This window comes from Prevotella sp. P4-51, from assembly GCF_002251455.1.
Lineage (GTDB): Bacteria > Bacteroidota > Bacteroidia > Bacteroidales > Bacteroidaceae > Prevotella.
Window position 1 is genome coordinate 1 of the sequence record NZ_NPJM01000055.1, and the last position, 18254, is coordinate 18254.

Sequence of the window (18254 nt, forward strand, 5' to 3'; positions counted from 1 at the left end):
GCCCTGACAAGACAAGAATCGACCAAAATTACGATAAAACTCCGAAAATAAGCAAACGATGGCAACCTCGGAAGGCATACCCTCGTCTATAGATATTGAATTCTTAGAATTAAACGACAACCCCTAATATAATGTATATAGGGCGGGCGCAACGACAAGCGGCTTGAAAGGGTGGGCAACGCCACTCTCTCAAGCCGCTCTTCCTGTATAGTCAGCCAAGGAGTGATTTTCGCTGGCGGATCAGAACCTGAGGTGCTCATCCATAAGCCTAATCGTTTGCAATAACTTTTCTGCCGGTTACACGGCGCAGTCTGTGGTCATCCTCTCGCCTGGGCAGAGCCATGCGGCATCTCTGCAACGGCAGCAGAGGGTGGCAGAGCAGGTCGGCAGCCGTCGCCCGATGGTGGAAGTGGCTGCCGGAGTGGTCATCGGCGACACAAATGGTCACATAATCAGCGTGGAAATGAAAAAAATGCACGGGGAACGTAAAAAAACGAGGAAAAAGATTGCCATATCGTTTTTTCTTTTTACATTTGGACATTCCTTTCTAATCCAGGAGTTTTGCGGAGCTACGCTTTGTGAATGTGTAATAAAACTATAAGCCTATGAAACCACTATCAATGATGCTGACAGTACTGGCTGTCATGTTTGCGATGCCGATGGGCGCTCAGACGCCCGCCACTGTCCCGATGTGTAAGGTTACGGGAACGGTGATGGACAAGGAGACCGGCGAGCCCGAGATGATGGCCACCGTATGCGTGGCACACAAGTCGCTGCCTGGCACCGGCGTGAAGAAGGTGCTGGCCGATAGCGTTGGCCGATTTGAGGTGGTGGTGCCCGTCATGCCAGGCCAATACACCGTCACCGCAGCCATGGTGGGCAGAGTGGCTGAGCCCCGTCGCTTCGCTCTGACGGAGGGACAGGAAGTCATGGACATAGGGGCCGTCTATGTCGCCGATGATGTGAAGATGCTGAAAGAGGTAACGGTGGATGCACAGAAACCGCTGGTGACGATGGATGTGGACAAGCTGACCTACGATGTGGCGTCGGACCCCGACGCCAAGATATTGCGACTCTCGGAGATGATGGGCAAGGTGCCACTGATAAGCGTAGACGGCGACGGCAATATAGAGATGAACGGCACCAAGAAGTTTCTCATCCTGCAGAACGGTCGCAAGACCGCCGTCACGCGCAACCCCAAGGAGGTGCTGCGCAGTCTGCCTGCCGAGATGGTCAAGAGCATTGAAGTCATCACCTCGCCGGGTGCCCGGTATGATGCCGAGGGCATAGGCGGCGTTATCAACATCGTGATGCGCTCGCAGTATGAGGGCCATCTTACCACCTTGTCTGTCGACGCAGGTACGGTGGCCTACAACGGCAGCGTGATGACGATGAGCAAGATAGGACGGTTTGCCTTTGACGCCGACTTCTCTTACAACCGCATACTGTCGCCCGAGGACAGGACGTCGCTGCTGCGCAATGGCTACGGCGCGGGTGGCGCCACCCAACTCAGGAGCGTGAACAGCACCAAGTCGCAGGACAACACCGAGTTTGCCTCGGTCAACGCCAGCTACGAGATAGACAGCGTGCAGATGATTACCTTCTCGCTGACGGGTATGGGTGCCCAACAGCACATGATGAGCGACGAGCGTACCGGCATGTGGAGCCAGGGCAACAGTCAGGCAGACTACTCGTATCTGCGCCATGGCAATCTGAAGAACTCGATGCTCAACGGCACCCTTAATCTGGACTACCAGCGCAACGGAAGGCGCAACCACCAGCGTGTCACCACGCTGTCGTATCAGCTGAGTACCGGTCCGTCGCACAGCAAGGACATCACCCAGTATGCCGACATCGTGAGTGGCGGCATGGCGAGCCTGATAGAACAGCTCCAACTCTATGACAACCGCTCCAACCGTGACAACAAGACCAACGAACACACCCTGCAGCTGGACTATAGCACACCGCTGGGGCGGCAGCACACGCTGGAAGTGGGCGCCAAGTACATCCTGCGCAACAACGAGAGCCAGAACGACCTCTATGACAGCAGGGCCATGTCGGGGCAGTGGGCTCACAACGACCTGCGGAGCAACCACTACAAAAACCGCAATGACATCGTGGGCGGTTATCTCAGCTATACCTACCGCGGAAAGACCGTCTCGGTGATGCCGGGCCTGCGCTACGAATATACCTATCAGGACATCAAGTATCTGGCAGGGCCCATAGGCGCAGAGGGCAACTACTCGAGCCACTACGCCAACGTGGTGCCGTCGGTGAGGGTCAACCTGAAGCTCGCCAAGGCCCAGTCGCTGAGGCTGGAGTACGGCAAGAGGCTGGCACGCCCCAGTATATACTATCTCAACCCCTACTTCAACAACCTGAACCCGCAGAACATCGTGCAGGGCAACAGCAGCCTGGACGCAGAAAACAGCTATAACCTGGGCGCCACCTATGGATGGTTTACCCGCAAGACCAACCTCAGTCTGAGCCTGAGTTACCGCCATCTGAGCAATGGTATCGAGAGCTACAGCAGACTGATAGGCGAAGGGGGCGAGTATTTCGACAACGGCAAGCACTATGCCGCGCCCGGTGCCGTCTATACCACCTATCTCAATGTAGGCAAGGTGGAGCGTACGGCTGTGAATGTCTACTACAAGTGGAACATCACCTCCAAGCTCTGGCTCACGCTGAGCATGGGAGCCGCCTATATAGACCTCAGAGCGCCCAGCCGCCAGCTGCAGAACCACGGATGGACCGGCAACGCAGACCTCAACCTGTCGTGGAGGCTGCCCGCAGACATCTCGCTCTATGCCATCCTGTCGGCGCGGTCGAGAGACATCACGCTGCAGGATAGGGTAGACGGTCTCGTGTATAACTATTTCTCGCTGTCGCGGCCGTTCCTGCGCAGCAAGCGGCTCATCGTGTCACTGCGTGCCGCCGACCCGTTTCATAAGTGGCTCACCCGTACCACTTATACACAAGGCCCCGGCTATCAGAGCCAGTCGGACAGACGCTATTCGCGTCAAGGCATCAGCATAGGCGTCAGCTATCGTCTGGGCGACATGAAGTACTCCAAGACCAAGCGCTCGCGTCACTCTATCTATAATGACGACCTGAAGAAAGCGCCCACGGCGAAGTAGCGCCGTACACCCCACCGCGGTGGGCAAGGTGTAGACGGGCAAGGAGATGGACAAGCACCGGGCAGAGGACTGTGGCAAAGGTACGCCGGCGACCGCAGACTCTGCCGGGATGCTGAATAATGTAGATGCGCGGCGCGATAGGAGTATTTCGCGGCAGGATATGACGATTGCAGACTGTGAAATGACTGTTTCGCGGTCTGCAATCAGTCTGGTGATGGTCACGGCGACATCTGAGGGTGTCGGCTTTGCGGTGTCTTGCTGCTCCTTGATAATGTCTCGCCGCTTCCTGCCAGTGTCGGTGCGCTCCCTGCTGCCGTCAACCACCGCGGTCTGGATAGAGACTACGGTCGTGGTCGTAATCGTCGTGAGGCATCTCGGATGTGTCAGAGCGGGCCTGATGGGAGTCGCCCTTTCAGCGTTAAATACAATTAATTGTGATAGAAAATCGGGAAAACACACTCGTGAATGAATTTTTATTGCTAAATTTGCATGCAATAAATTTCAAAAATACATATGTCATCATTTGTTGCAGATAAAGTAGTGATGGACGGTCTCACTTTCGACGACGTCCTCTTGATTCCCGCTTATTCAGAAGTGTTGCCCAAGACGGTAGAGTTGAAAACCATGTTTTCGCGCCATATTGAGCTCAATGTGCCTTTTGTGACGGCTGCCATGGACACCGTGACCGAGTCGTCGATGGCCATCGCCATTGCCCGCGAGGGAGGTATCGGTGTGATACACAAGAATATGAGCATCGACGACCAAGCCCGTCAGGTGGCAATCGTGAAGCGTGCTGAGAACGGTATGATCTACGACCCCGTGACCATACGCAAGGGCCGCACCGTGCAGGATGCGCTGGCCATGATGCACGACTACCACATCGGCGGCATACCCGTAGTGGATGAGGAAAACCATCTGGTAGGTATCGTCACCAACCGCGACCTGCGCTTCGAGCGTCGCCTGGACAAGACCATCGACGAGGTGATGACCAGCGAAAATCTGGTGACCACCCATCAGCAGACCGACCTGGCTGCGGCTGCACAGATTCTGCAGGAACATAAGATTGAGAAACTTCCGGTGGTAGATGCCGAGAACCATCTCGTGGGTCTTATCACCTATAAGGATATTACCAAGGCCAAGGACAAACCTATGGCCTGCAAGGACGACAAGGGTCGTCTGCGTGTGGCTGCCGGAGTGGGCGTCACCAAGGACACGCTGGAGCGCGCTGCAGCCCTGGTGGGCGCAGGTGCCGATGCCATCGTGATAGACACAGCCCACGGTCACTCACTGGGCGTGGTAGAGAAGCTGCGCGAGGTCAAGGCTGCCTTCCCCGGTATAGACATCGTGGTGGGCAACGTGGCTACAGGTGCCGCAGCCAAGATGCTGGTAGACAATGGCGCCGACGCCATCAAGGTGGGCATCGGCCCGGGCTCAATCTGTACTACCCGTGTGGTAGCCGGTGTGGGTGTGCCCCAGCTGAGCGCTGTCTACGACGTCTACTCTGCACTCCAGGGTACTGGCGTGCCACTGATTGCCGATGGCGGTCTGCGCTACTCGGGCGACATTGTCAAGGCTCTCGCTGCCGGCGGTTCGTCGGTGATGATAGGTTCGCTCGTTGCCGGTACCGAGGAAAGTCCTGGCGATACCATCATCTTCAACGGTCGTAAGTTCAAGAGCTATCGCGGTATGGGTTCGCTCGAGGCTATGGAGCAGAAGAATGGCTCTAAGGACCGCTACTTCCAGGGCGACACCACCGACGTGAAGAAACTGGTGCCCGAAGGCATCGCCGGCCGCGTGCCCTACAAGGGAACTGTACAGGAGGTTATCTACCAGCTCATTGGCGGTCTGCGCTCGGGTATGGGCTACTGTGGAGCTGCCACCATCGACCTGCTGCACAATGCCAAGTTTACCCGTATCACCAATGCTGGTGTGCTGGAGAGTCATCCCCACGACATCACCATCACCAGTGAGGCGCCTAACTACAGCCGCCACGAGTAATATATATAATAAGGTATAGAGCAAGATGAAACAAACAACAATACTACTGATGGCTGCCGCACTCTGGTGGGGCAGCCCAGTTCATGCTCAGAGCGACCCCGTCATCATGACGGTCAACAACAAACCTGTGCTGCGCTCGGAGTTTGAGTACTCGTACAACAAAAACAACAATGCGGGCGTCATAGACCGCAAGAGCGTGAAGGAGTATGTCGATTTGTTCATCAACTACAAGCTGAAGGTAGAGGCGGCTCTCGACGCGAAACTGGACACGATGGAGTCGTTTCGCAAGGAGTTTGCCACTTACCGTGACCAGCAGATACGTCCATCGTTTGTCACACCCGAAGACGTGGAGGCCCAGGCCAAGAGCGTCTATGCCGAATACCGGCAGCGTGTGGATGGCAACGGCGGACTGGTAAAGCCGGCGCATATCCTCGTGATGCTGCGCCAGAAGACCACTCCGGAGAAGGTGGCTGCAGCCAAGGCGCGCATAGACTCAATCTACAGCGTGCTGCAGGCGGGAGCCGACTTTGCCGACGTGGCTCGCCGTCTCTCTGACGACAAGGGCTCTGCCCAGCAGGGTGGTGAACTGCCGTGGATAGAGCACGGACAAACGCTCAAAGAGTTTGAAACCCAGGCTTACGCCCTCGAGAAAGGGCAGATGAGCCGTCCCTTTGAGTCGCCGGCAGGATGGCATATCATCCTGATGAAAGACCGCCGCATGTGTATGCCCTACGACACACTGCGCGCGTCAATCCTGCAGTTTGTAGAACGCAGGGGAATGGTTGAGGCAATAATCAACCAGCGCATTGACTCGATAGCGCGCCAGCAGGGCAGCAATGTGTCGCACGAAGAGGTGCTCACCGCCCGCATGAAGGAGCTCGAGGCCAAGCAGCCCGAGCTGCGCTATCTTATCCAGGAGTATCACGACGGTCTGCTGCTCTTTGAAATGAGCAACCGCACCGTATGGGAGAAAGCCCAGAACGACAAGGAAGGTCAGGAAAACTACTTCAAGGCCAACCGCAAGCGCTACAAGTGGACTGAGCCTCACTACAAAGGCATTGCCTATCACACCCGTACCCAGGCAGACATCGCCGCGGTGAAGAAAGCGGTGAAGGGGCTGCCCTTTGACAAATGGGCTGAGCGGCTGCGCACCACATTCAACAATGACAGCATCCTGCGCATACGCGTAGAGAAAGGTATATTCGTCAAAGGCGACAACAAAACCATCGACCGACTGGTCTTCAAGACCGGCGATGAGGCCAAGCCCAACAAGGACTTCCCCTTCGACGCCGTCTATGGCAAGAAACTCAAGGCCCCTAAAGAGGCAGCCGACGTGAACGCCCTCGTGGTGGCCGACTATCAGGAGTATCTCGAGGAGAAGTGGGTCGGGGAGTTGCGTAAGCGGTATACTTTCACGGTCAACGAGGATGTGGTAAACACGGTAAACAAACATTAGAAGATGAAGAATATATATAAAATAGGTATAGGTGCCGCCGCCCTCACGCTGATAGCCGGCGGCAACGCGATGGCTGGCAAGGGCCAGTGGGTCATGAAAGGTCAGGCGCCCAAAGATACCGTCAAGGTAGCTAAAGACACAGTGGCCAACGTGCCCGAGTCGGCCGTGGTCGACGAAGTAATCTGGGTGGTGGGCGACGAGCCCATCCTCAAGTCGGATGTCGAGACTATGCGCCTGCAGGGACAGATGGAAGGCATGCAGTGGAAAGGAGACCCCGACTGTGCCATCCCTGAACAGATGGCAGTGCAGAAGCTCTTCCTCCATCAGGCCGAGATAGACTCTATTGAGGTGTCTGAGAGCGAAGTGACCACAAGCATAGACCAGCAGATAAACTACTGGATCTCGATGGCGGGCTCTAAAGAGAAGCTCGAAGAGTATCGCAACCAGACCGTAGCCCAAATGCGCCAGCAGATGCGTGATGAATTCAAGAACCAGCAGCGTATAGAGAAGATGCGCAAGGAACTGGTAAAGGATGTGGCGACGACTCCGAGCGAGGTGCGCAAGTACTTCGACAAGCTGCCCGTAGACAGTCTGCCCTTCGTGCCAGTAGAGGTCGAGGTGCAGATTATCACCCGCCAGCCCAAGGCTACCCGTGAAGAGGTAAACAAGGTCAAGGAGGAGCTGCGCAACTTCACCGACCGCGTAACCCGTGGCGAGACATCGTTTGCCACGCTGGCGCGCCTCTACTCAGAGGACCCCGAGTCAGCCCGTCGTGGCGGTGAGCTCGACTATGTAGGTCGCGGTATGCTCGACCCAGCCTTCGCCAATGTGGCATTCAACCTCACCGACCCCAAGAAGATTTCCAAGATTGTGGAGTCTGAGTTCGGTTTCCATATCATCCAGCTCATCGACAAACGAGGCGACCGTATCAAGGTGCGCCATATCCTGCGCAAACCCAAGGTAGACCAGGAGGTGGTCGAGAAGACGCGCCTGCGCCTTGACTCTATCGCCGACGAAATCCGCGAGGGCAAGTATTCGTTTGAAGAGGCTGCCTCTTACATCTCGGACGACAAGGATACCCGCAACAACAATGGACTTATGGCCACAAGCCAGACAGAGGAAGGCCGAACATCACGTTTCCAGATGAAGGCGCTGCCCACAGAGGTGGCACAGCAGGTGGAAAACATGCAGGTGGGCGATGTGTCAAAAGCCTTTGAGATGATTAACGCGAAGGGACAGAAGGTCTGCGCCGTCATCAAGCTCAAGAGCCGCATCCCCGGTCATCGCGCTACGCTGGCAGAGGACTACCAGCTGCTCAAGAACATCGTGCTCAACAAGATGCGCGAGGAAAAACTGCACAACTGGGTGGTCGACAAAATCAAACATACGTATGTTTGGATGGCCGACAGATACAAGAACTGTGATTTTGAATACCAAGGTTGGGTGAAATGACGAAAGGTAAACAAGTAAAGATATATTTATCAGGGCATAGAATTGCATTGGTTGCAGTTCTATGCTTTTTTGCGCTTTGCGTGCAGTCGGTGGTGACGCAGAAGAAGCACAAGCCCAAAGGCAAGGATGAGAAGATTTATCTCATCCATTCCGATGAACTCAAGTTTGACCACTATGGCATGAACCCCGATGCGCAGATAGCCAAGGGACGTGTCCACTTCCGCCACCAGGGTGCCGAGCTCTGGTGCGACAGTGCCTACTTCTTTCAGGAGTCCAACTCGGTGAAAGCCTTCGGCAACGTGCGCTTCCGTCAGGGCGACACGCTCTCGCTCACTTCCCGCTATGCCGACTACGACGGCGTGGAGCAGCGTATGGCGGCACGCTACAATGTGGTGCTGACCCACCGCAAGCAGGTGCTCAGAACCGACAGCCTCAACTACGACCGACTCTACAACTACGCTTACTTCCTTGAGGGCGGTGTGCTCGAGGACGGCAAGGACAAGCTCGTGGCTGACTGGGGAAAGTACAATCTTGAGACCCGCGAGGCTGTCTTCTACTACAATGTGCGTATGCGCAGCGAAGACACCGACATCGCCACCGACACTCTTTATTACGATACTCGCAAGTCGCAGGCCCATATCGTTGGCCCAGGTTCGACGATACATACCAAGGACGGCGTGGTGCTCACCACCGATGCCTACTATGACACCAAGACCGACAAAGCCCAGCTCTTCAATCGCTCACGACTCGAGGACAGTCAGAAGGTGCTCGAGGGCGACAGCCTCTTCTACGCCAAGGATGGCGACAGCTACGGCTACGGACGCGTGGTCTACATCGACAAGAAGAACAAGAACTCGCTCGTCTGCGACAAGCTCAAGTACAACGAGAAGACTGGCGAAGGCTATGCCACCAAGCGTGCGCTGCTCAAGGACTTTTCGCAGAGTGCCGACACGCTCTACGCCCATTCCGACTCTATCCGCATCTACACTTTCAATATCAATACCGACTCTGTCTATCGCAAGATACACTGCTACAACCACGTCAGCGTCTATCGCACCGATGTCCAGGCCATCAGCGACTCTATCGTCTTCAACAGCCAGGACTCCTGCATGACCATGTACAAGGACCCGGTGGTGTGGAACGGCGGCAGACAGTTGCTCGGCGAAGTCATACGCGTCTACATGAACGACTCGACCATCCGCTTTGCACAGGTAGACGGCCAGGCATTCTCGGTAGAGCAGTTGCCAGACAAACAGCACTACAACCAGGTGTCTTCACGACTGATGAATGCCTACTTCGAAGCAGGCAGCATACGCCAGACCGAGGCCATAGGCAACGTGAGGACCGTGTATTACTACACCGACGAGAAAGACAGTTCGCTTGTGGCGCTCAACTACATGGAGACCGACACACTGCGCATGTTTCTCTCGCCCGAGCGCCAGTTGGAGAAGGTATGGGCAAGCAAGCCGCAAGGCACGATGTACCCCATGACGCAAATCCCGCCCGGCACGGAGCGCCTCGATGTCTTTGTGTGGCTCGAGGACCTGAAGCCCCGTGACAAGGACGACATCTTCAACTGGCGAGGTAAGAAAGCCGGCGAAGGACTCGTGGTGCGCAAGCGTCAGGAGGCCCCTCTCCAACATCTTGACCACGATGGGCTGGTTGAATAGCCGCAAGCCGCAAGGTTTCCACCATACCTATATTTATATAGATGAGCGCAACGAAGCCGTGCGCCGTCTCAGACAGAGTAGGGTGGAAGCGGCGGCAGACGAGGCTTCTCTTACCGCTGCAGCCACCGCTGCCGAGCCCTCGGTCGTAACCGCCGCGCCATCAGGAGATGACACCGCTCCATCGGTTGATGCGTCTGCGCCCAAATCCGCCTCCGCTGCGCCATCAGCCGATAACCTTGCGCCCAAGTCCGCCTCCGCCACTCCCGCGCCAGAGACCTCGCCAGCCGGACCGCTCTTCGTCTCAGCATTGGCAGAGCGCCGCCGCAAGTCGCGCGATGCCGCCATGAGGTTGGTGGGCGCCATCGTCGTCCCGCTGCTCATGCTCTTTCTCGTTCTTACCATTTTTATCTTCCTCCTTTAGCAAATCATCATTATGAGCGATATTATCCAATTACTCCCCGACTCGGTGGCCAACCAGATAGCCGCCGGCGAGGTGATACAGCGTCCCGCCAGTGTCATCAAGGAACTGGTCGAAAACTCAGTCGATGCCGGTGCCCGTCACATTCAGGTGCTCGTGACCGACGCAGGTCGCACGGCGATTCAGGTAATCGACGACGGCAAGGGAATGAGCGAGACCGACGCCCGACTGTCGTTTGAGCGCCACGCCACGTCCAAAATCCGACAAGCCCAGGACCTCTTCGCACTCACCACGATGGGCTTCCGAGGCGAGGCGTTGGCTTCCATAGCCGCTGTGGCACAGATTGAACTGCGTACTCGCCAAGAAGCCGACGAACTGGGTACCCATCTGTCTATCTCGGGGTCACGCTTCACAGGCCAGGAACCATGTTCATGCCCGTCGGGAAGCAACTTCCTCATCGAAAACCTCTTCTACAACGTTCCCGCACGCCGCAAGTTTCTCAAGTCCAATTCCACCGAGCTCGCTAACATCGTTACCGCCTTCGAGCGCATCGCGTTGGTCTATCCCGACATAGCCTTTACCCTCTCGAGCAACGGCACCGAGATGTTCAACCTGCGCTCCGGAAGTCTCCGCCAGCGCATTGCCGACATCTTCGGACGCAAGATGGACAGCGACCTCATCCCCGTAGAGGTCGAGACCACCCTCTGCAGCATCAAAGGATATGTGGGCAAGCCCGAAACATCCAAGAAGAAAGGCGCCCAGCAGTATTTCTTTGTCAACGGGCGCTACATGAAGCATCCCTACTTCAACAAGGCGGTGATGGCAGCCTTCGAGCGACTCATACCGATGGGCGAACAGGTGCCATACTTCATCTATTTCACCATCGAGCCAGCCAATATCGATGTCAACATCCACCCCACCAAGACCGAGATAAAGTTTGAAAACGAGCAGGCCATCTGGCAGATTCTCTCTGCCGCTGTGCGCGAGTCGATAGGCGTCTTCAACGATGTGCCGTCCATCGACTTCGATACCGAAGACCGTCCCGATATCCCCGTCTTCACCCAGCACGCGCCCCAGGTCGAGGCCCCGCGCGTCAACTACAATCCCCACTACAACCCCTTTACCCCCGACACCTCGTTGCCGTCGTCATCAGTGCCCTGCGACTGGCAGCAGCTCTATGCCGACACACCCTCTGCCGACGCCAGCGAGGGCGAAGACTTCTTCGCCGCCAAGCCCGTGAGCAACGCCAATATCTCCGACGACCGTTCGCCCGTCCACTACCAGTACAAGGGCCGTTACATCATGACCGCCGTCAAGTCGGGCCTTATGATTATCGACCAGTGTCGCGCCCATTACCGCATCCTCTTCGAGAAATACCTCCTCCAGATGCAAAACAAGAAGGGTGACGCCCAGCGAGTGGTCTTCCCCGAGGTGCTGCAGCTCACCCCCGACGATGCGGCCATGTTGCAGGAGGTGATGCCCGAGCTCGTTGACATGGGCTTCGAACTCACCGACCTCGGAGCCAACAGCTATGCCGTCAACTCCATCCCCGCCGACATCGAGGGTATCAGCGTCACCGCCCTCATCACCGACATGCTGGCTGCCGCCCGCGAGAAGGGCAGTGGCATCAAAGACGATATCAATCATCGGCTTGCGTCGAGCATGGCCCGACATGCAGCCATCCCGCAGGGACAAGTGCTCAGCAACGTCGAGATGGAGAATATCGTCAACCAACTCTTCGCCTGCTCCAATGTCAACTATTCGCCCGACGGCAAAAACATCCTCTGCATCCTCAAACAGCAAGAGATAGAGAAACTGCTGGGCTAATCATCCCGCTCCAGCCTTACTCCAGCCCCGGTTCTGTCCTCTAAATCATCAAGAATGAGGCAGAACCGGGGTCTTTTGTTGCTCTTGGGTCCAGAAAATGGCGTCTCCAGGTTCATAAATGTGTAAAAAAGTGTTTATGCAATATAAATAAACTGAAATTACTTACGTATTTACGCTTTTTGTAACTATTTTTTTGAAGAAAACTATAAGAGCTATGGAAAATTTAACTAACTTTGCATACACTAACATACGTAGGTGCGCGTAATGCAAGGCATCCCGCGTCGACGTGAATAGCGAACAACGAGATTATTGATTGTTTAATATAAAAGTTATGAAAAAATTATTGATTGTATTGGCTTTTGCCAGCGTGTCTCTGTGCACATTTGCACAGGATGCAGATCCTACACTGAAGCACAGTGTCGCAACTAATTCTTTCTGGAGCAACTGGTTCATCCAGGTTGGTGGTGAATGGAATGCATGGTATTCAGGTCAGGAGCACGGCTCAGGCCTGTCTCGTAGCCCGCTGAAGGGTTTCCGTTCTAACCCCGGTGTTGCTGTTGCTGTAGGTAAGTGGTTCACTCCCGGCATCGGTCTCCGTACTAAGGTACAGGGTATCTGGGGCAAGCAGGTTAACCACACTCCCGCACGTCAGGACGTAGGTAACAAGTATTGGGTAGCTCAGGAGCAGGTTCTGTTCAACCTCAGCAACCTTATCTATGGTTACAACCCTGAGCGCGTTTGGAACTTCGTTCCTTTCCTCGGTGGTGGCTTTGGCCGCTCTATGAGCTACAACTCTTATGCTCTCGGTCTCAGCGCTGGTATCCTCAACCAGTTCTATGTAAGCAAGAAGGTCGCTATCAATGTTGAACTTGGTCTGATTACCAGCGAGAACGACAAGGATGGCAATGCTGCTATGACAGGTACTGGCCGTGGTTGGGATTCTCACGACAACCACCTCTATGGTGAAGTTGGTCTTACCTTCAACCTGGGCAAGGCTTCTTGGGACAAGACTCCTGATGTAGACGCTATCAAGGCTCTTTCTCAGTCTCAGATTGACGCTCTCAACGCACAGCTCAACGACGCTAACGCTGAGAACGCTCGCCTGAAGAAGCTCCTGGCTGAAAAGTCAAATGAGACTCCTGCTGTTAAGGAACTCGTACACACTCCTGTATCAGTATTCTTCAACATCAACAAGTCTAAGATTGCTTCTAAGAAGGACCTCGTAAACGTACAGGCTCTCGCCAAGTACGCTGTTGACAACAACTCTAAGTTGGTTGTTACAGGTTTCGCTGATAGCGCTACCGGAAAGCCCGCTTACAATCAGGCACTGTCTGAGAAGCGTGCTGCAACTGTTGCTGACGAGCTCGTTAAGATGGGCGTAAGCCGCGACAACATTACTACTAAGGGTAATGGTGGCGTTGATGAACTGTCTCCAGTTTCTTTCAACCGTCGTGCAACTGTTACTGTTGCTGAATAATTTATATTAGCAATACATCCAAGGGGAGTACTTCGGTACTCCCCTTTTTTATTGCCTTTGTCCGAACACTCCCGACCGCCGAGCTTACCCTCCCGACCGCCGTTTGCGCGTTCGCGCCCTCCATGTTGCCCCTTCCGCCCTCCATGCTGCCCGTTCCGCCCTCCATGCTGACACTCCCGAGCATTATGTTAATTCTCCGGCCCATCACACGGCCCCTTCCGCCCAACATGCTGCTCCTTTTGGCCATGGCGTTGATACTCCTTCCTACCGAGCTGACTCTCCCGAGTATTATGTTAATTCTCCAGCCCATCACACAGCCCCTTCTGCCCAACATGCTGCTCCTTCTGGCCATGGTGTTGATACTCCTTCCTGCCGAGCTGACTCTCCCGCTTATATATATTAATAAGGTGTAATCCGCAGTCGCCACTACCACCACGCCGTCGATAGAGCTATCGCTGCTCGCTGTTCCCAGGGTTCTGTCTTTAACCGTCGCCACACTATCCGCACTCCCGATAATCCCCCAGATTCTCCCCGCCACCCTCCTGACCATCTCTGAGAGATTTATGACCACCTCCACGAGATTTATGACCACCTCCACGAAATTTATGACCACCTCCACGAAATTTATGACCACTTCCACGAAATTTTTGATCATCTCCATGAGAATTATGACCACCTCCAACATTCTCCTGATTGTCTTCGTTAATCTCGCTGACTATCGTCGGCAAGCGTTCTGACCATTGTTGGCGCGCTCCTGACCATCATCGCCGGTTCGTATCGGACGAAACGTGCTTCCGTATCGGACGACACTCGCATCCGTATCGGAAGGTACGAGCATCCGCGTCGGACGATACGCGTGGCCGGCGATGGTCTCTGTGCGGCTATCTCCGCTCCTGGAGCCGCTCCGTGCGCCTCCCTTTGCAGCGGAGACAAGCAGCAATCGAGGGGTGATGGTCGCGATGGCGGTCACTGTGCGCTGCGCAGTCATGGTGGGGGAGGGGGCGCCGCGCGGTCTTTCCTCCCTGTTCTATTCCTCCAATTGCAGTCGCGTCACTGCCCTTTTGCCCTGCGCCATGGTAACGGCGGTGAAGCCGGAAATCATGTGCATTTCGCCCTTGATACCCCCGAAAACCACAAAAATCGCATATTTTTTGAAAAAACATCAAGAAAAGTTTGGTGGAGTGCAGAAAAGTCACTACCTTTGCAACCGCTTACGACAAGTAAGGGCGTTTAGCTCAGCTGGTTTAGAGCATCTGCCTTACAAGCAGAGGGTCGGCGGTTCGAATCCGTCAACGCCCACTGGGGTGTTTTCTCGGTAGGAATCTCATCTGAGATCCTGCCGGGATTTTTTTATTCCCCCAAGCGCGCCCATCGTCCTCTTGCCGACTCCCGATGCGTCGCGGAGGGTGCCATCCGCCATCAGCGTAGTGGCGTAGCAGGAAACTGTCGTGGCGTAGCAGGCTGTGGTGGACACGTAGTCGGTTCCCATGGGCACACTTCGGGCGGCGGTGAACAAGTTGCGGGCTGCGATGAACAAGCAGCCGGAAGCGGTGACCACGCAGCGGGCATCCGTAGATACGCTTCAGGCAGCGGTGAACACGCAGCAAGCATCCGTGGTCGCGTCGCTGCAATCCACGATTTTGAAGATTTTTTCAAAAAATATGGGAAAACATTTGGTGGTGTCAGAAATAGTTGCTACCTTTGCAATCGCTTACGAAAAGTAAGGGCGTTTAGCTCAGCTGGTTTAGAGCATCTGCCTTACAAGCAGAGGGTCGGCGGTTCGAATCCGTCAACGCCCACTCCAAGTTGAAGAGTCTTAAAGTTAACTGCTTTAAGACTCTTTTTTTATTTTTTTTCGATACATTTACGCTCTGTTTCAGATATTATTATTAATTTTGTGGGCAGTAAATAAAGCATAGAATATGAATTTGGATTTGTTGACCGCCATTTCGCCTATAGATGGCCGTTATAGAGGGAAGACAGAGGCATTGGCCGAGTATTTTTCTGAGTATGCACTTATCAAGTATCGCGTCCGTGTGGAAATCGAGTACTTCATTACCTTGTGCGAGTTGCCCTTGCCCCAGTTGGCATCGTTTGACCATGTACTGTTTGCCCGCTTGCGCCAGATATACCTGTCGTTCTCTGAGGCCGACGCCCAGCGCGTGAAGGATATCGAGATGATAACCAACCACGACGTCAAGGCCGTCGAGTATTTCATCAAGGAAGAGTTTGACAAGATAGGCGGTCTGGATGCCTACAAGGAGTTTATCCACTTTGGTCTTACCTCTCAGGATATCAACAATACCAGCGTGCCCCTCTCGGTGAAGGACGCGCTCAACGAGGTCTTCTGCCCCCAGGTAGAGGAAGTCATTGACCAGCTGCAGCAGTATGCCGACGAGTGGCGCGACGTGCCCATGCTCGCCAAGACCCACGGCCAGCCCGCTTCGCCCACACGCTTGGGCAAGGAGATTATGGTCTTCGTCTACCGTCTTCAGGAGCAGTTGGCCACCCTTCGTGCCTGCAAGCTCACCGCCAAGTTTGGTGGCGCCACCGGCAACTACAATGCCCACCACGTGGCCTATCCCGACTACGATTGGAAGTCCTTTGGCAACCGCTTTGTGAGCGAGAAGCTCGGACTGGAGCGCGAGCAGTATACCACCCAGATTAGCAACTACGACCATCTGGCCTCGGTCTTCGACGCTATGCGCCGCATCAATACCATCCTCATCGACTTGGACCGCGACGTATGGATGTACATCTCCATGGAGTATTTCAAGCAGAAAATCAAGGCCGGCGAGGTTGGCTCGAGTGCCATGCCCCACAAGGTCAACCCCATCGACTTTGAGAACAGCGAGGGCAATCTGGGCATCGCCAATGCCGTGCTGCAGTTCCTCGCCCAGAAACTCCCCGTAAGCCGTCTCCAGCGCGACCTTACCGACTCTACCGTGCTGCGCAATATCGGTGTGCCTATGGGCCACAGCGTCATTGCCTTCCAGAGCACCCTCAAGGGTTTGCGCAAGCTCATCCTCAACGAAGAGCGCATCGAGGCCGACCTGGCCAACACCTGGGCTGTGGTGGCCGAAGCCATCCAGACCATCCTGCGCCGTGAGGGCTATCCCCATCCCTATGAGGCGCTCAAGGCGCTCACCCGCACCAATCAGAAGATGACCGAGCAGACCATCCATGAATTCATCGGACAGCTCAACGTGAGCGACAGTGTGAAGGCCGAACTGATGGCTATCACCCCGCTCAACTACACCGGTTTGTAAACTCAACATTATAACCGCAATAACCCTATTATTAACAACAGCCGTGAGGCTATAAAGTATTATCAATTAAATTATGGATTTAGAGAACAATTCGCAGAACCTGAACAATGGTAACAGCGATGCAACCGACGGTTTCGGTTCACAGGAGAAGAAGAGTGTAGGCGCCAGACCACAGCGTCCCCGTATTCGCACCACACGCGCCTACAGTGATAATCGTGACAACAATCAGGAGGGTGGTTTCCGCCCCGAGGGCTTTGGAGCCAATCTCCAGGGCGCTGCGGGTGGCAGTCAGCCAGGCGGCTATCGCCCTCGTTATAATAATGGTGGCGGCTACCAACCCCGTCAGCAGGGCGGTTACCAGTCCCGCCAGCAGGGTGGCTATCAGCCTCGCCAGCAGCAGGGTGGCTATCGTCCACGCTACAACAGCAATGGTGAAGAGGGTGGCTATCAGCCCCGTCAGCAGCAGGGCGGCTACCGTCCCCGCTACAATGCCAACGGTGAAGAGGGTGGCTATCAGCCCCGTCAGCAGCAGGGTGGCTATCGTCCCCGCCAGCAGCAGGGTGGCTATCAGCCCCGTCAGCAGGGTGGCTACCAGCCCCGTCAGCAGGGTGGTTATCAGCCCCGTCAGCAGGGAGGCTACCAGCCCCGTCAGCAGGGAGGTTATCAGGGCCGCCAGCAGGGAGGTTATCAGGGCCGCCAGCAGGGTGGTTACGGTCAGCAGCGCGGTGGCTACCGTCAGCGTACAGCCGACTACGACCCACATGCAAAGTATAGCATGAAGAAGCGCATCGAGTACAAGGAAGACCACATCGACCCCAATGAGCCCCTGCGCCTCAACAAGTTCCTCGCCAATGCCGGCGTATGCTCACGCCGCGAGGCCGACGAGTTTATCCAGGCAGGCGTGGTCACCGTCAACGGCCAGGTAGTGACCGAGCTGGGTACCAAGGTGCTGCGCACCGACGAGGTGAAGTTCCACGACCAGCCCGTGACCATCGAGAAGAAGGTGTACGTGCTGCTCAACAAGCCCAAGGACTATGTCACCACAGTGGATGATCCCCAGCAGCGCAAGACCGTGATGGACCTCGTCAAGGACGCTTGCCCCGAGCGCATCTATCCCGTGGGTCGTCTTGACCGCAACACTATGGGTGTGCTCCTGCTCACCAACGACGGCGAGCTGGCTTGCAAGCTGACCCATCCCAAGTTCCTCAAGAAGAAGGTATATCACGTATATCTCGACAAGAACCTCACCGCTCACGACATGCAGCAGATAGCCGACGGCATCACCCTCGAAGATGGTGAAGTGCACGCCGACGCCATCGAGTATGCCGATGACAACGACAAGAGCCAGGTGGGCATCGAGATTCACAGCGGCAAGAACCGCATCGTGCGCCGTATCTTCGAGAGCCTGGGCTATCATGTCACCAAGCTCGACCGCGTGATGTTTGCCGGTCTCACCAAGAAGAACCTGCGTCGCGGCGACTGGCGCTATCTCACCGAGAAAGAGGTAGACATGCTGCGCATGGGTGCTTTCGAATAATCAGAAACTA

13 protein-coding genes and 2 tRNA genes are annotated in these 18254 nt (G+C 55.3%); 13 read left to right on the top strand and 2 right to left on the bottom strand.

Annotated features, from left to right (window positions below):
* Positions 1–268 precede the first annotated feature (268 nt).
* Positions 269–448 (bottom strand): hypothetical protein, encoded by a 180-nt coding sequence (locus CIK94_RS14415; protein WP_158215133.1) that lies wholly within the window; start codon positions 446–448, stop codon positions 269–271.
* Between the two features lie 157 nt (positions 449–605).
* On the opposite strand from CIK94_RS14415, the gene CIK94_RS08280 reads away from it, so the two are divergent.
* The 8 genes from CIK94_RS08280 to CIK94_RS08315 all read left to right on the top strand — a co-directional run bounded on the left by CIK94_RS08280 (position 606) and on the right by CIK94_RS08315 (position 13438).
* The gene (locus CIK94_RS08280) at positions 606–3140 is read left to right on the top strand and encodes a TonB-dependent receptor domain-containing protein (protein WP_094422572.1); all 2535 of its coding nucleotides are present in this window, start codon (positions 606–608) and stop codon (positions 3138–3140) included.
* 513 nt (positions 3141–3653) lie between these two features.
* A complete protein-coding gene (gene guaB / locus CIK94_RS08285; RefSeq protein WP_022311684.1) occupies positions 3654–5138 on the top strand; it encodes an IMP dehydrogenase in 1485 nt (494 codons plus the stop codon).
* 25 nt (positions 5139–5163) lie between these two features.
* Positions 5164–6594 (top strand): peptidylprolyl isomerase, encoded by a 1431-nt coding sequence (locus CIK94_RS08290; protein ID WP_094422574.1) that lies wholly within the window; start codon positions 5164–5166, stop codon positions 6592–6594.
* A gap of 3 nt (positions 6595–6597) precedes the next feature.
* Entirely contained in the window at positions 6598–8046 is a 1449-nt protein-coding gene (locus tag CIK94_RS08295; protein ID WP_094388181.1) for a peptidylprolyl isomerase, read from the top strand.
* A complete protein-coding gene (locus CIK94_RS08300) occupies positions 8043–9716 on the top strand; it encodes an OstA-like protein (protein WP_022311681.1) in 1674 nt (557 codons plus the stop codon). The genes CIK94_RS08295 and CIK94_RS08300 overlap by 4 nt, the downstream gene beginning before the upstream one ends.
* Positions 9700–10137 (top strand): hypothetical protein, encoded by a 438-nt coding sequence (locus CIK94_RS08305; RefSeq protein ID WP_094422576.1) that lies wholly within the window; start codon positions 9700–9702, stop codon positions 10135–10137. The genes CIK94_RS08300 and CIK94_RS08305 overlap by 17 nt, the downstream gene beginning before the upstream one ends.
* A 12-nt stretch (positions 10138–10149) precedes the next feature.
* Positions 10150–11961 carry a DNA mismatch repair endonuclease MutL gene (mutL, locus tag CIK94_RS08310; RefSeq protein WP_094422578.1) on the top strand — a complete coding sequence of 604 codons (1812 nt, stop codon included), beginning with the start codon at positions 10150–10152 and terminating at the stop codon, positions 11959–11961.
* Between the two features lie 331 nt (positions 11962–12292).
* Complete coding sequence (locus CIK94_RS08315; RefSeq protein ID WP_094422580.1) at positions 12293–13438, top strand: OmpA family protein; 1146 nt, start codon at positions 12293–12295, stop codon at positions 13436–13438.
* 1 nt (position 13439) lies between these two features.
* Here the strand turns inward: CIK94_RS08315 and CIK94_RS08320 are convergent, their stop codons facing one another.
* Positions 13440–14099, bottom strand: a complete 660-nt coding sequence (locus tag CIK94_RS08320) for a hypothetical protein (protein WP_216821936.1) — start codon at positions 14097–14099, stop codon at positions 13440–13442.
* Positions 14100–14662: 563 nt separating this feature from the next.
* Here CIK94_RS08320 and CIK94_RS08325 point away from each other — a divergent pair.
* From CIK94_RS08325 to CIK94_RS08345, 5 genes are all read left to right on the top strand, one after another.
* A tRNA-Val gene (locus CIK94_RS08325) sits at positions 14663–14737 on the top strand.
* 230 nt (positions 14738–14967) lie between these two features.
* A complete protein-coding gene (locus tag CIK94_RS08330) occupies positions 14968–15162 on the top strand; it encodes a hypothetical protein (protein ID WP_144008352.1) in 195 nt (64 codons plus the stop codon).
* Positions 15163–15237 (top strand) — tRNA-Val (locus tag CIK94_RS08335).
* 123 nt (positions 15238–15360) lie between these two features.
* Positions 15361–16707 carry an adenylosuccinate lyase gene (gene purB, locus CIK94_RS08340; protein ID WP_094422586.1) on the top strand — a complete coding sequence of 449 codons (1347 nt, stop codon included), beginning with the start codon at positions 15361–15363 and terminating at the stop codon, positions 16705–16707.
* Positions 16708–16780: 73 nt separating this feature from the next.
* On the top strand, positions 16781–18244 hold the full coding sequence (locus tag CIK94_RS08345; RefSeq protein ID WP_094384895.1) for a pseudouridine synthase: 1464 nt from the start codon (positions 16781–16783) through the stop codon (positions 18242–18244).
* Positions 18245–18254: the final 10 nt, after the last annotated feature.

Bases quoted from the DNA above. Each gene is read 5' to 3' on its own strand.
- CIK94_RS08305 (WP_094422576.1), top strand. From the start codon at position 9,700: ATGGGCTGGTTGAATAGCCGCAAGCCGCAAGGTTTCCACCATACCTAT.
- mutL (WP_094422578.1), top strand. From the start codon at position 10,150: ATGAGCGATATTATCCAATTACTCCCCGACTCGGTGGCCAACCAGATA.
- CIK94_RS08280 (WP_094422572.1), top strand. From the start codon at position 606: ATGAAACCACTATCAATGATGCTGACAGTACTGGCTGTCATGTTTGCG.
- CIK94_RS08330 (WP_144008352.1), top strand. From the start codon at position 14,968: ATGAACAAGCAGCCGGAAGCGGTGACCACGCAGCGGGCATCCGTAGAT.
- CIK94_RS08290 (WP_094422574.1), top strand. From the start codon at position 5,164: ATGAAACAAACAACAATACTACTGATGGCTGCCGCACTCTGGTGGGGC.
- CIK94_RS08320 (WP_216821936.1), bottom strand. From the start codon at position 14,099: ATGGAGATGATCAAAAATTTCGTGGAAGTGGTCATAAATTTCGTGGAG.
- CIK94_RS08315 (WP_094422580.1), top strand. From the start codon at position 12,293: ATGAAAAAATTATTGATTGTATTGGCTTTTGCCAGCGTGTCTCTGTGC.
- guaB (WP_022311684.1), top strand. From the start codon at position 3,654: ATGTCATCATTTGTTGCAGATAAAGTAGTGATGGACGGTCTCACTTTC.
- CIK94_RS08295 (WP_094388181.1), top strand. From the start codon at position 6,598: ATGAAGAATATATATAAAATAGGTATAGGTGCCGCCGCCCTCACGCTG.
- CIK94_RS08300 (WP_022311681.1), top strand. From the start codon at position 8,043: ATGACGAAAGGTAAACAAGTAAAGATATATTTATCAGGGCATAGAATT.
- purB (WP_094422586.1), top strand. From the start codon at position 15,361: ATGAATTTGGATTTGTTGACCGCCATTTCGCCTATAGATGGCCGTTAT.
- CIK94_RS08345 (WP_094384895.1), top strand. From the start codon at position 16,781: ATGGATTTAGAGAACAATTCGCAGAACCTGAACAATGGTAACAGCGAT.